This window comes from Streptococcus sp. NLN64, assembly GCF_015831295.1.
In the GTDB taxonomy this organism is placed as follows: domain Bacteria; phylum Bacillota; class Bacilli; order Lactobacillales; family Streptococcaceae; genus Streptococcus.
In genome coordinates, this window is record NZ_JADXDQ010000051.1 from 1 (window position 1) to 12,704 (window position 12,704).

Annotated in this window: 13 protein-coding genes; 2 read left to right on the forward strand and 11 right to left on the reverse strand. The window is 41.3% G+C overall.

Translation table 11 applies throughout. The features are described from left to right. The 5 genes from I2503_RS07435 to celB form a co-directional block, all read right to left on the reverse strand. On the reverse strand, positions 1-2,717 hold a 2,717-nt coding region (locus I2503_RS07435; RefSeq protein WP_196967544.1), incomplete at its 3' end, for a DUF1542 domain-containing protein. 663 nt (positions 2,718-3,380) lie between these two features. Then, positions 3,381-4,256, reverse strand: a complete 876-nt coding sequence (locus I2503_RS07445; RefSeq protein ID WP_196092396.1) for an ROK family protein — start codon at positions 4,254-4,256, stop codon at positions 3,381-3,383. A 9-nt stretch (positions 4,257-4,265) separates the two neighbouring features. Further along, on the reverse strand, positions 4,266-5,213 hold the full coding sequence (gene manA, locus I2503_RS07450; protein WP_196967545.1) for a mannose-6-phosphate isomerase, class I: 948 nt from the start codon (positions 5,211-5,213) through the stop codon (positions 4,266-4,268). A 13-nt stretch (positions 5,214-5,226) separates the two neighbouring features. Continuing rightward, on the reverse strand, positions 5,227-5,952 hold the full coding sequence (locus I2503_RS07455) for a GntR family transcriptional regulator (RefSeq protein WP_196092398.1): 726 nt from the start codon (positions 5,950-5,952) through the stop codon (positions 5,227-5,229). A gap of 52 nt (positions 5,953-6,004) precedes the next feature. After that, on the reverse strand, positions 6,005-7,273 hold the full coding sequence (gene celB / locus I2503_RS07460) for a PTS cellobiose transporter subunit IIC (RefSeq protein ID WP_196967546.1): 1,269 nt from the start codon (positions 7,271-7,273) through the stop codon (positions 6,005-6,007). Positions 7,274-7,405: 132 nt separating this feature from the next. Between celB and I2503_RS07465 the strand changes: the two genes are divergently transcribed. Then, the gene (locus I2503_RS07465; RefSeq protein ID WP_196967547.1) at positions 7,406-8,815 is read left to right on the forward strand and encodes a glycoside hydrolase family 1 protein; all 1,410 of its coding nucleotides are present in this window, start codon (positions 7,406-7,408) and stop codon (positions 8,813-8,815) included. 468 nt (positions 8,816-9,283) lie between these two features. Here I2503_RS07465 and I2503_RS07470 read toward each other — a convergent pair whose 3' ends face one another. The 4 genes from I2503_RS07470 to I2503_RS07485 form a co-directional block, all read right to left on the reverse strand. Then, on the reverse strand, positions 9,284-9,598 hold the full coding sequence (locus I2503_RS07470) for a PTS cellobiose transporter subunit IIA (protein WP_196091417.1): 315 nt from the start codon (positions 9,596-9,598) through the stop codon (positions 9,284-9,286). 11 nt (positions 9,599-9,609) lie between these two features. Further along, a complete protein-coding gene (locus tag I2503_RS07475; protein WP_196091416.1) occupies positions 9,610-9,927 on the reverse strand; it encodes a PTS cellobiose transporter subunit IIB in 318 nt (105 codons plus the stop codon). A 349-nt stretch (positions 9,928-10,276) separates the two neighbouring features. After that, positions 10,277-10,573 (reverse strand): MazG-like protein, encoded by a 297-nt coding sequence (locus I2503_RS07480; protein ID WP_196091415.1) that lies wholly within the window; start codon positions 10,571-10,573, stop codon positions 10,277-10,279. Positions 10,574-10,800: 227 nt separating this feature from the next. Further along, positions 10,801-11,145 (reverse strand): helix-turn-helix domain-containing protein, encoded by a 345-nt coding sequence (locus tag I2503_RS07485; RefSeq protein WP_196967548.1) that lies wholly within the window; start codon positions 11,143-11,145, stop codon positions 10,801-10,803. Positions 11,146-11,268: 123 nt separating this feature from the next. Between I2503_RS07485 and I2503_RS07490 the strand changes: the two genes are divergently transcribed. Then, positions 11,269-11,658 carry a nuclear transport factor 2 family protein gene (locus I2503_RS07490; protein WP_196967549.1) on the forward strand — a complete coding sequence of 130 codons (390 nt, stop codon included), beginning with the start codon at positions 11,269-11,271 and terminating at the stop codon, positions 11,656-11,658. 44 nt (positions 11,659-11,702) lie between these two features. Here I2503_RS07490 and I2503_RS07495 read toward each other — a convergent pair whose 3' ends face one another. Beyond that, positions 11,703-12,230 carry a YbaK/EbsC family protein gene (locus I2503_RS07495; protein ID WP_196967550.1) on the reverse strand — a complete coding sequence of 176 codons (528 nt, stop codon included), beginning with the start codon at positions 12,228-12,230 and terminating at the stop codon, positions 11,703-11,705. Positions 12,231-12,241: 11 nt separating this feature from the next. Next, the gene (locus I2503_RS07500) at positions 12,242-12,502 is read right to left on the reverse strand and encodes a SemiSWEET family transporter (protein ID WP_196967551.1); all 261 of its coding nucleotides are present in this window, start codon (positions 12,500-12,502) and stop codon (positions 12,242-12,244) included. Positions 12,503-12,704: the final 202 nt, after the last annotated feature.

Sequence of the window (12,704 nt, forward strand, 5' to 3'; positions counted from 1 at the left end):
GATGGTACTTCAACATCTTCTACAGATTTAACTCCAGAATCTTTTGCTTCTGTTACTGCATCTGCTGTCTCTGCTGCATCGACTGCTTCTTTAGCTTTATCCGCTTCTGCTTTCGCTGCTTCCTTAGCTGCTGCTTTTTCTTCATCAGTTGCGTCTGATGCGTCAATCGCTGCTTCTTTCTCTGCCAAGGCTTCTTCAATTGCTTTCTTAGCGTCTTCCTTCGCTTCTGCTACTGGATCTTTCGATGGATTGTTAGCCAAGTCTTCCGCTGCTTTCGCTAGAGCCTCTTTCGCTGCTGCTACTTGCTCTGCTGTCGCTGCTGGATCTGCCAATACTTCTTTCGCTGCTGCTAGGGCATCATCATAGGCTTTCTTAGCTTCCTCTGTTGCCTTAGTGTAGGCGTCTGAAGCTGTAACCTCATCTTCTTTAGCTGCTTCAACTTCCAATTCTGACTTATCGACTGCTTCTGGGGTTTGTTTAGAATCTCCATTTAAAGCATTGCGAGCTGCCTCTAACGCCTCTTTCGCAGCATCAACGTCTGCTTGAGTAGCGTTAGGATCTTCTAAAACTTCAGTCCCTTTGGTGAGTGCATCATCATAGGCTTGCTTCAATTCTGGATCAGCATTCGTGTAGTTAGTACTTTCAGTAACTTCTTTTTCTTTATCTACTTCTTCTTGAAGCTCATCCGTCACAGGTGGAACATAGTTACCATAAGTAATCTTTGTTTTATTTGATTCAACACTATATTTATCAATATCAAATGTAGCACCTGGGTTAATAATAACTCCGTCGCCAGTAACCTTAGAAGTCGCCTTAAAGTCTACCGTTAGAGACTGGCCTTGACTCTCTTCGTTTCTTAACAGAGCAGAATTGGCTGTCCATGTAACAGTATTGGTAGCTCGATCATACTTGGTAGTTCCCTGACCTGTTACAATTCTCGGATTCCCGTTATCATCCTCTCCAAGTGTAACAACTAGACTACCATTTTTAAAAGTTAGTCGATCGTCAAGTTTTTGTGTGAAGACAAGCTGCGTCAAAGGCTCACCATTTATCTTAAAGGCAGTGGAGGTCTCATTACGGAAGCTAACCTCTTCAGTTCCTTTTTCAATATGAACTTCTTCTACCGCATCTTGCTTAACATTTTTATTATTTTCATCTTTTACAACTTGACCATCTTCTTTTAGGTCAGCTGTGTGTCCCTGATCATCATCCGCAACATACTGCAATGGTGTATCTGGTTCAACATCCTCATTGATAATGGTTCCCCAAACATAACGGTTACGATAGCCTGCCCCATTGAATTGAGTAACTTTTCGAAGAGGTCTCGTACTAAAACGTGATCCGTAAAATTTTTCTAATCTCTGAGAATCATCTGGTTGGGTTCTTTTGGCAGGAGCATTTGCAATACCATTTCTTCCTAAACCATTAGTGGAATTTCGGAAGGCTGGTGCAACAAATGAATACTCAAACGGTTTATCTTCAGAGGATTCATATTTTACATTGATCCTATGATCTGTATCAAAGATTGGTTGCTTAGTCTCTTTATCCCGCAAATATTTTGGTGCATTTCGAGTGCTATTTTTAACAACTGTTCCAATTGGGAGTCCTGAATCCGCTGTTGTAATCTCATCACTCATTTTTTGGATAGTCGCGTTTGAATTATTGGAAATCGCAAACATCTCATCTCTATCCAAGTCTAATAGTGCTTTATTAGCCTTAACCGTAACAGTTTCACCTGTAGCGCTATCAATGTACGTTTCTCTTACAGTTAAATAGTCTAAACCTTCTAAAGAAGCTGACAGACCATTTCCTGTTACAATTCGCTGAATAATTAACTGTGCATTGGCATAGGTACCCCAAACAGGGTCTCCATTGGCATTGACCGATTTCTTCCAATCCACATACTCAACTTTCATATCCAAGGTCTTACCTTGATACTCCCCTACATTTTTGATAATAACGTAAGGTTTGTCTGTAATTGTTTTTGGATCCTTATTCATGATAGCATCGTTAACACTGACTGGGAAACGATCTTTAAAATTCTTACCAGGGCGGTGAACAAATCCATTATAGCCTTCTACAATCGAATTCTTATTGACTGTAGGTGAGAAACCATAGACACCATAATCAATATCATCCAAATTGGCTACCTTCTCAGTTTGCAAACCACCTGATGAAGTATCCGCATTCCGGAAAGCACGAAAAGCACTGCGGAATTGGCTTCCTGTAGTCGTTGCTGGCTTGCTCTCCACTTTTTCTGCTGGAGTCTCTACTTCCTTAGTAGTTGCTTGCGCTTCTACTTGTGGCGTTTCTTTGTTTGTTGTCGTTTCAGCTGTCTCTGGAGCTTGCGCAACCGGCTTCGCTTCCGTTGTAACCTTCTCCTCTGCAGCAGGTTCTTCAGAAATTGATGGGGCGCTATCTTCTTTGACTACTGTGGCTGCTGTTTCTGGAGTCACCTTAGTCTCTGAAGCCAGTTCAGCTGACTGAGCAGGAGTAGGGCTTACCTCTACCGGCTCCGCTTGTGGGAGTTCTGTCTCAGAAGCAATTTCCCCAGATCCTGGCTGTACTCTCTCTTCTACGACTTGAACATCGATAGGAGAATGTTCCTCAGCCGCAACAGTACTAGAAGGGTCTAAAACAAATAGACTACCTACTAAAACAGAAAAAACACCAACTTTAAATTTTCGAATTGAAAATCGCTGTTTTTTCTTGAACATAAGTTATAAACCTCTCTTTTCTTTTTTGTTCGAAGATACTTTAACACACTTTAAATTTGTATGTACAGTAAAATGCTCAGAAAAACCATGAAATTTTTGGATACATTTTTTTACAGAAAAAACAAACGTTTGCTTACGAAAAGTTAATCTATTTTTTTATAGGGATATATTCTTCAATTCAGCTTTCTATATGAGAAATTGAGCTTCACAAATACCTTCCCCCAAAATCTCCTTTTCATTGTCAGCTTTCTTGGATCAGGATCTAGGATGAGATGGACAGTCAAAGAAGTGACCAGCATAGATGGTAGAAGCTCTTATGTAAACCACTCTACAAAGAAATCACTCATCATACTCTCTTGGTAAATCATTGGAGCTAAAAAGTCTGACCAATTCAATTTGTCCAGATATAGGATGTTAGTTTATCTTTTATTTCTGTATTAGCTTACTCCATACTTCAGTCCTGGCTATGACTCGCTGTCTTTTTCTAAAAACAAACCATATGACTACCGTAAAAATCCCCCCGATACTCGATGGTAATCAGGGGGGGATTTCATATACTCTTTCGTTTATTTTTTATTACTGAGTTAGTTCGTCTTGCCGTACTCATTTGAAACTTTCTTCGAACGTTTTAGCGTCTACGACTCGCTGCCTTGTACTAAAAAACTAAACTTTTTCAGAATGGCTTATCAAAAAATGGGAAACAGCACCGAGAAGGTTTGCCTGATTTTGAAACGCACAGGCTTTTAGCCTAAAACGGATATCCTCTGCATCGGTTTCCTGAATAAGTGCTTCTAAGCGACGCTGCACATTTGGAACTAAATCCTCTCGGGCGGAGATTGCTCCTCCCAGTAGGACTAATTCTGGATTGACTGTCATCAAAACGTTGTAAATCCCTACGGCAAGGGAGTTATAGAGACTTTCAACAGCCTCCTCAGCTGCTGGATGACCAGACTGAGCCAAATCAAACAAGTCCTTACCTGTTACATGGTCCAAACCTTGGTCCTGCGCAAACCGTTGCGCAACTTGGACCGGGCTCACCAATTGACTCAGACTACGCCCTTGGTCCAAGAGCATATAACCGAACTCGCCACCAAACAAGTTTTCCCCTTTTTGCAATTGGGTACCTATTGAAAGTGCGCCACCAACACCTGAACCAATGATAAAAAAAGCTGCAGAAGAGCTGCCACGCGCTGCCCCCATATGCAGCTCGGCTAGTGCTGCACAGTTGGCATCATTTTCAATGGATACAGGCAAGCCTAAAAGTTCTTCCAATTCTGCTTGGATGGGAAAACGATGGATATAGGGGATGGCACTTTTTCCATAAATAATACCTGTTTCTGTATCGACAGATCCAGGACAAGACAAGGCTAATCCGCTGATATTTTCAGAGGAAACTTGATTTTTGAGAGCCAGCAGGGCAACCTTCATCTCTTCCCAACTAGAAGGGGTTGGCAAAGAATCCATGAGCTCTAGGTTTCCTTCTGTAAATAAGGCTGTTTTAACAGCTGTCCCTCCTAAATCACAGACCAACAAAGCCATAAAAACCTCCTAAGAATGTGGATGGCTCACAATCATCTCTAACTCACCCTCGAACGCCCAATGTGCAACATCATAAGGCAGTATGAAATGATCGCCTTTCTTCAATTTGTAAACCTGGCCCTCAACTTCCAGCAGACCTTGGCCTCCAACGACGCTGCAAAGAAGATAAGGTGCCACTCGGGCAAAAGATTCACGTCCTAGAATCTGCCACTTATAAACTGTAAAAAATTCATTAGAGACAAGCAAGGTACTTGCCAGGTTTTCAACAACTAGCTTCGCAGGAGTTGAATGAGCGGTTTTTCCAATATTCAAGACATCAATGGATTTCTGCAGGTGCAATTCCCGCAGATTCCCTTGATCGTCTTTCCGATCAAAGTCATAGACTCTATAGGTGGTGTCACTCGATTGCTGGGTCTCAAGAATCAGAATTCCCTTTCCAATCGCATGCATGGTCCCACTGGGAACATAGAAAAAATCACCCGCTTTTACAGGAACTCTGGTCAATAGATGCTCCCAGTCACCCGCTTCAATCATTTGAGCCAGTTCTTCCTTAGATTGAGCCTCGTGACCATAGATAATCTCCGCACCTTCTTCTGCTTCCAAGACGTACCAACACTCCGTTTTCCCAAGCTCCCCCTCATGTTCTAAAGCATAGCGATCATCCGGGTGAACCTGAACGCTCAACCAGTCATTGGCATCTAATATCTTTGTTAATAGCGGGAAGACTGGCGAATCCGGATTTCCGAATAGGTCTTTCTGCTCACGGTACAAGCGATCCAAACCCAAACCTTGAAAACGCCCATTGGCAACCCGTGAAACGCCATTGGGATGGGCTGAAATTGCCCAATACTCACCTGTTTTGTCGGAAGGAATCTCGTAACCGAAAACATCCCGTAGTTGGGTTCCACCCCAAATTTTTTCATGCATTTGCGAATTTAAAAATAGTGGTTCTGCCATTATTCGCCTCTCCTTAATTTGTTTTTACATCTAAAAGTGAATAGCCCCGGGTATCATAGCGATTTCTACTCCGCGAATATTCAATCGGACGACCATTTTTTAAATAGACTAGCTGCTCTATCTGTAATATCGGATCATTTTTTTTGCAATCCAAATACTCCACATCATAAGAATCCGGACGCTCAGCGGTAATATGTCGATAAGAGCCCGCAAATTTTAAGCCTAATTTCTTTAGCAAAAAATCATAAATAGATGCCTCCAGAATCTCCTGGTTGAGACCTGGCACTAAATCACTTGGCATGTAAGTATGTTCAAGGGTATAAGGTTCTCCATCCAGAAGTCTCAGACGAACAATCTTATAAACTGGCGTTGTCTGATCAACTTGCAAACGGTCCGCCAGCTCCTGATCCGGAAAATCTACCGTAAATTCAATCACCTGACTGCTCAACTTGCGATCATCTGAATGAAGATCTGAGCTTAGTCCATTAAAATTATCCAGACGGAATTTGGCATCCTCCCGATCAAAGAAGGACGAATTGAGAATCTTGGTTCCATCTCCTTGTCGAGATAGAACCAAGCCCTCAACCGTCAAAATTTCAATTGCCTTTTTAACGGTGACCCGACTTACCTGAAATTCCTCAGCAAGAATCGTTCGTGTTGGTAACATGGAACCTACCGGATAAACACCATCGGTAATCCGTTGCCGCAAAACACCGGCGATTTCTTCATACTTTGGCATAGAACCCTCCGATCTATATGAATCTTTCTCTCGTGACGAAAGCCTATTCACATTATAGATCAGAATCTGGTTGTTTGTCCAGTATACGAAGGAATGGATACCATATGAAACCGACGAGAGCCACATCCACTAATTGTAACAATCCACCCGCAATCGAGTTGGTTGCAATCATACCACTAAAGAACACAGGCACTGTCCAAGGCACCGAAACTCCCGTTGGAGCCGGCACAAGACCAATGAACATAACAAAGTAATTTAGACTTGTCACAAGGATTGGCGCCAGAATCCATGGAATTAAGATCGTAGCATTCAAAACGATTGGGAGACCAAAAATAACCGGCTCATTCACATTAAAGACGGCTGCTCCAAGAGCCAATCGACCAACATCATTGTAGAGCTTTTTCTTCAAGATAAAGGCCATAATCAGAACCACAGCCAGTGTCATCCCTGAACCACCAAGACCAACGGTAAAGGTTTCCATAAAGGATTTAGAAATGATATGTGGGACCGCTTCACCAGCCTTAAAGGCTTCCAAGTTCTCTAAGTTCAAGGTATTCCAAATCGGATCCATTACGGAATTGACTAGAATTTGTCCATGGAGACCAAAGAACCAAAGAATCTGTATGAAGAAAAGAGCAATCAAGGTTGCACCGAGACTAGAGCCAAGACCAACCAGAGGTTTTTGAATGACATCGTAAATAATATCATGAAGGTTAACGGAAAATACACCCGTTACCAAGGCATTGATTGCCAAGAAAATGGATAGGGTTAAAGTCCCCGGAATAATCGCCGCAAACGATTTTGCAACGGCAGGGGGAACAGTATCTGGCATCTTAATCTGCCACCCCTTGTTACTAAAACGACTATAGAGTTCTGCAGCCACAAACGCAGTAATCATCCCCAGGAACATTCCTTTTGCTCCAAGTCGATCCAGACTTAGAACATTGGAAACAACTTCACCACCTTCTGACTGGGTGTAAAACGGTGTCAGAATTAGGAAACTAGATAGAGCTACTGCACCACCGAAGACCCCTTCAACTTTGTAGCTCTTGGTCAGATAATAACCAATCCCAAAGACTACAAAGAGGGTCATGATGGACATCGTAGCCAACTGCCCATTCCCTAACAATTGATAGAGTGTTCCTCGAAGGCTATCACTCAAAAAAGGCAAATTCGTAATAACCACTAAAATGGAACCAAACATGGTAACTGGAAAGGCTAACATAAAAGCATCCCGCAAAATCGCCAAATAGCGATTAGATCCTAACTTATTAGCCAGAGGCAAGAGTTTATCACTCAAAGCGTCTAAGAACTTATTCATAAGCACTCCTCTTTTCTTTTGATACTATCAATATACGCCTTTTACCCCAAAATGTCTAGTCCTTTTATTGAAATATCTTGTCTTTTTTTGAAAAAGATGTATAATAGCACTATAGAAACAAAGGAGACTCTTATGACAAAGTATACATTTCCCAAAAATTTTTGGTGGGGAGCTGCTACTTCTGGCCCCCAAAGTGAAGGACGTTTCCAAAAGAAACACGCCAATATGTTTGACTACTGGTATGAGATTGAGCCCGAGGTTTTTTATAATCAAGTCGGGCCAGATACAGCTTCCAACTTCTACAATAGTTACGAGGAAGACATCGCTTTAATGAAAAAAATCGGCTTGAATAGCGTCCGCACCTCCATTCAATGGTCCCGATTAATTAATGATTTAGAAACCAATACAGTCAACCCGGACGCCGTTAATTTCTACAATAAGGTTATTGATTGTTTCATTGCGAATGGTATTCGTCCTATCATGAACCTCCACCATTTTGACCTCCCCATCGAACTTTACCACAAATATGGAGGTTGGGAATCACGCCATGTTGTTGATCTCTATGTAGGATTTGCGGAACAAGCCTTCAAAGCTTTTGGCGATCGCGTCAAAGATTGGACCACCCATAATGAACCCATGGTCGTTGTCGACGGTGGTTACCTCTATCAATTTCATTATCCTAAATTAGTGGATGGAAAAAGAGCCGTTCAAGTGGCCTACCACCTTAATCTAGCTTCAGCCAAAGCCATCGCTAGATTTCGAGAACTAGGACTCCAAGAAAATGGAGGTCGGATTGGAACGGTTCTTAACTTGACACCAACCTATCCTGCCTCAGATGCAAAAGCAGATTTGGACGCTGCCCATTTTGCAGAACTCTGGAACAATAAATTATTCCTGGAACCAGCTATTAAAGGCCACTTCCCAGAAGAATTGGTCCAACGACTAGAAGCCGATAAGGTCCTCTGGCAAAGCAAACCCGGAGATCAGGCTATTTTTGAACAAAATACTGTTGATTTCCTCGGTGTAAATTTCTACCATCCAAACCGTGTAAAAGCTCCAGAAATCGCTCCAAATTCAGTTGGTGATTGGATGCCCAATCGCTATTACGACAACTACGAAATGCCTGGACGACGGATGAATATTGACAAGGGCTGGGAAATCTACCCACAAGCCATCTATGACATTGCTATTAATATCAGAGACAATTACGGAAATATCCCCTGGTTTGTTTCTGAAAACGGCATGGGAGTCTCCCGCGAAGAACGCTTCCTTGATGAAAATGGTCAAATCCAAGACGACTATCGTATCGACTTCATCAAAGAACACCTAGCCTACCTCCATCAGGGAATTGCTGAAGGATCCAATTGCTTTGGTTACCATCTCTGGACTCCAATAGACTGCTGGTCTTGGATGAACGCCTATCGAAACCGCTACGGCTTTATTTCAAACAACATCCACACCCAAGTAAAAACCATCAAGAAATCTGGACATTGGTTTAAAACGGTCGCCCAGGAGAATGGTTTTGAAGACTCATCCTATTAATACAAAAAAGTCGGACTCCTCTTCCGACTTTTTTGTACTATGTAAAAGAATCTAATACTCAATGAAAATCAAAAATTAATACTTAACTAACTTCTAAATCGGAATACTCGAAAAATTTCAAAAAGATGACTAGGAAAGCCGATGATGGTAGAACTAAAGTTCACCGAAGAGGCTTGACAACGTCAGATTTTGAAATTTAATGAGTATAAACTAGGAAGTGAGCCACAGACAACTCAAAACCTCTGGGAGAGGTTTTGAGTTTACCGATAAAACTTTCGTAGAAAGTTTCAAATAAGTACGGCAAAGTTGACAAAAACTTCGTTTTTTAACTAGGATCTCAGACAGTCTACCAGACTGTCTGACCTGACAACAATTAAATTTGATTTTCAAAGAGTATAAACATAAAAAGAGGCTGAGTAACATACCAGCCTCTAAATTATCGTTCATGAAAATACTTGACTCAGTGCTTTATCCGACTTTTTGATAAAGATAAAGCATTTCTGTCGCAACCTCTTTCAAGGTATAGGTTGTCATAAGATGATCTTGAGCGTGTACCATAATAATCTCAATCTTAATTTCAGTACCGCTAGCATATTTTTGCAGCAAGTCCGTTTGGGCATGGTGAGCTTCCAACAACTCCTCATCTGCAGCATCTAATTTTTCTTGAGCTAGCTTATAATCATGTTCACGCATGGCCGCAAAAGCTTCATGAATAGAAGTTCGCGCAGTCCCACTATGAAGTATAATCTCAAAAGCCGCAACCTGTAGTTCTTCAGGACTCATAGTCAGCCTCCTTACGCAAGATTATCCAAGATGAGTTGTGCCATTTTCTCAATTCCCATTGGAATTGGAACATAGGCTTGTGGTGGAACCTTCACTACAGGACGACCAGCTTCTGCACCGACTGCCGCAAATTGATTGTAGTACATACCAGCCTGTGGACTTACGAGATAGACATCATAGGTTGCATCAGCAATCACTTGCTCCCCTTCATTCGATGAAATAGCTTCCACTGTGATATCTTTTCCTTGTGCTTGAAGATATTCCGTTGTTTTAGAAGCCATTAAAGAGGAAGACATTCCTGCAACGCAGATAATTAACGCTTTAGACATAAGATTCTCCTTTAAATTCGGTTCGATGGGTGCGCTTCCAACATCTTGATATAAGTATAACAGATATAAAATAAAATGTCTAGTCTTTTTATTTTTAAAGTCAGTTTTTAAAGGGATGTAGTTGCGGTAAAAGAAAAAAGCTGATTTCCTCAGCCTTTTCAGCTATCTATGATGTAGGCATTCTGATTTTTAGTATACTCTTTTAGTTTATATTTTATTACTGTGTTAGCTCGTCTTGCCGTACTTCAGTACTGTCTACGACTCGCTGCCTTGTACTAAAAGTAAACCAAAAGACTATATCAATCCGGATTTTAGTTTATCGCCAGTGTTACGTTATCATTTTCATAACCTATTTTAAACCCAACAAGACTTCTTTTTCAGATAAGAATTCTTCCATTTCCGCTTCAACATCAATATCCAATCGATTTGCAAACTCCAAAAGCCACCACATATTTTCTGCCAATTTGGACTCCAAGCGGTATGGAGTTTCATCATAATAGCGACCTTGTTTGGTCATCACCAAACGCTGCAAATTTCCAACATCATTCGACAAAGCCAAAAAATCTTCCTCAATGGACCAACGAGAGCCATGATTGGCCTCCTCTAATTTGTGATAGGCCTCCCGAACGGCAATGCTTCGTTTCATGAGTTTTTTTCATATCTTACTCCTTTGGTAAATTTTCAAAAGCCTCTTCTACACCTCAAGCTCCATTAGACATAACAAGCACTCTTCCAATGCTCTCCGGATGCCGGACAAGAGCAGTCAATACCTTGGCCACGTTGGGAATGGTGTTTTATTTGAAAATAACACAGTAAAAAAGCGTAAATAAACACTATCTGTGTTATTTTCAAATAAAATCTCATATTCTCTTGTTAGGAATTCTCTTCCTGCGCCAATACTTCTATATAATTGAGTCCCCATGTCTCTACTTGATCTAAAACACCTTGAAAACTGCGGCCAATTTCAGTTAGGCTATACTCCACCCTAGGAGGTACTTCTGGGTAAACTTCACGATGGACCAACTTATCCTTTTCGAGTTGTCTTAAATGGCGGGTTAAAATACTTTGAGTCACACCAGGAATGTTTCGTTGTAACTCGTTAAAACGTTTGGTTCCCGTACTCAATTGATACAGAATGACCAAGGCCCACTTCCCTGTCAAGACCTTTTGTGTCGTCGCAAATGGACAAATTCCATATTCACTCACTTTATTTGTCAATTTTTTCTCCTTATTTTACGCCAATAGTACTAAGTTTGCTACTAAGCGTAGCAAAAAAACGTACTTGTGGTTTTATTAGTCTGATTATACAATAGATTTGTAATCAAATAAAGGAGAAAACTAATGTCTAAAAATCTAGAAATTTTCAATCGTTACAATGAAGGTCTTATTGCAGGTGATTTCCCTGCCGTATTTGATACCATGGCAGACGATATCATCTGGCACCAACCTGGAAATCACTCTGTTTCTGGAACAGTTGTTGGTAAAGAAAAACTTGGAGCTCACTTGGCTACCTTTGGTGAAAAAACAAATGGGACCTTCAAAGTTCTTACAAACTGGGTATCAGACAATGGTGATTTGGTGGCAGCCAACGTTACTTTTGTGGGAACACGTCCAGATGGAGAAGAATTGAATATGAATGGCATTGACCTTTTCCGTATGGAAAACGGGAAAATCCAAGAAGTTTGGCTTTTCTCATCAGAGCAAGCCGTTGAAGATGCTTTTTGGGGATAGTATGAAAAAAACTTGCGGAAATCGCAAGTTTTTTTCGTATTATCTTAATCTTTCGCCAGTCCTTCAATCACTTGAACATTGGGAAGTTGTGTTAATAACTTAGTCGGAACTAACAATTTGGACTGTACTAGTCCGCCGCCTACAATAATGCTATCTTGTTCCAGGATTTGCTGATCGATCAGAATCGACCATGTTTCGGGAAGTCCAATCGGGGTAATGGCACCGAATTCCATACCTGTCTGTTCCAGGATAAAGTCTAAGGGAGCAAAGCCGACTTTGGCAACATCTAAGGGGCGCTTAACGGTCGCATTGGTGTTGGCTTTTTTACCGTAAGGGATAAGAAGGGCGGCATATTTTTTCTCGTCCCCACGTTTGCCTTCAAGGACCAGGCAGTTTGCCTCCTGTTCAAAGGGCACCCCGTATTCACGGTTTAGGCTTTCTCCATCCGCAAAATCCGGATTGATTTCCGCAACTTGAATTTCTTGAGTTGCGTTCAGATTCACAATGCTTTCCCAGACCGTTGTAGAGAGAAGTTCTTTGCCCTCAGAAGCCTGTTTAAAATCGAGATTCATTTCATTTCCTCCTAAAGTAAAGCTGTCAAAGCGGTAATCAGACCAAAGACAATTCCTGGCGCGTTAGCAGCTGCAAGAGGTATGTCTCGTTCTTTTTTAAACAAGCCGTAGTAAACCCAGAGACTACAGTTGATGGCCGCAACTAAGGGCTGGATAAAATTCCCTTTTTGACCGGCTAAATTGTTCATGATTTGAGGGATGTAGGAAACGTACATCATCACGGACATAAAGGTCGCAATCCACCCAAGTGTTTTCATTTGTTTTTCAGACATTTTCCTCTCCTTTTCAAACATGTAGCAACTATTCTAACAAAGTAGAGGTAAGAAAACAAGATAAAGGAAGCTCTGGTATGTGTCAAGTTATTCTCGGAAATTTGAAAAATCAGTCTCAAATCTAGGACGTGCGTGAATCTCAGTTTGCAAAATTGCAAAAACACATAAATATCAATGTCATTCAAATAGAATGATTCAGTAA

Bases quoted from the DNA above. Each gene is read 5' to 3' on its own strand.
- I2503_RS07445 (WP_196092396.1), bottom strand. From the start codon at position 4,256: ATGGCTTTGTTGGTCTGTGATTTAGGAGGGACAGCTGTTAAAACAGCC.
- manA (WP_196967545.1), bottom strand. From the start codon at position 5,213: ATGGCAGAACCACTATTTTTAAATTCGCAAATGCATGAAAAAATTTGG.
- I2503_RS07455 (WP_196092398.1), bottom strand. From the start codon at position 5,952: ATGCCAAAGTATGAAGAAATCGCCGGTGTTTTGCGGCAACGGATTACC.
- celB (WP_196967546.1), bottom strand. From the start codon at position 7,273: ATGAATAAGTTCTTAGACGCTTTGAGTGATAAACTCTTGCCTCTGGCT.
- I2503_RS07465 (WP_196967547.1), top strand. From the start codon at position 7,406: ATGACAAAGTATACATTTCCCAAAAATTTTTGGTGGGGAGCTGCTACT.
- I2503_RS07470 (WP_196091417.1), bottom strand. From the start codon at position 9,598: ATGAGTCCTGAAGAACTACAGGTTGCGGCTTTTGAGATTATACTTCAT.
- I2503_RS07475 (WP_196091416.1), bottom strand. From the start codon at position 9,927: ATGTCTAAAGCGTTAATTATCTGCGTTGCAGGAATGTCTTCCTCTTTA.
- I2503_RS07480 (WP_196091415.1), bottom strand. From the start codon at position 10,573: ATGAAACGAAGCATTGCCGTTCGGGAGGCCTATCACAAATTAGAGGAG.
- I2503_RS07490 (WP_196967549.1), top strand. From the start codon at position 11,269: ATGTCTAAAAATCTAGAAATTTTCAATCGTTACAATGAAGGTCTTATT.
- I2503_RS07495 (WP_196967550.1), bottom strand. From the start codon at position 12,230: ATGAATCTCGATTTTAAACAGGCTTCTGAGGGCAAAGAACTTCTCTCT.
- I2503_RS07500 (WP_196967551.1), bottom strand. From the start codon at position 12,502: ATGTCTGAAAAACAAATGAAAACACTTGGGTGGATTGCGACCTTTATG.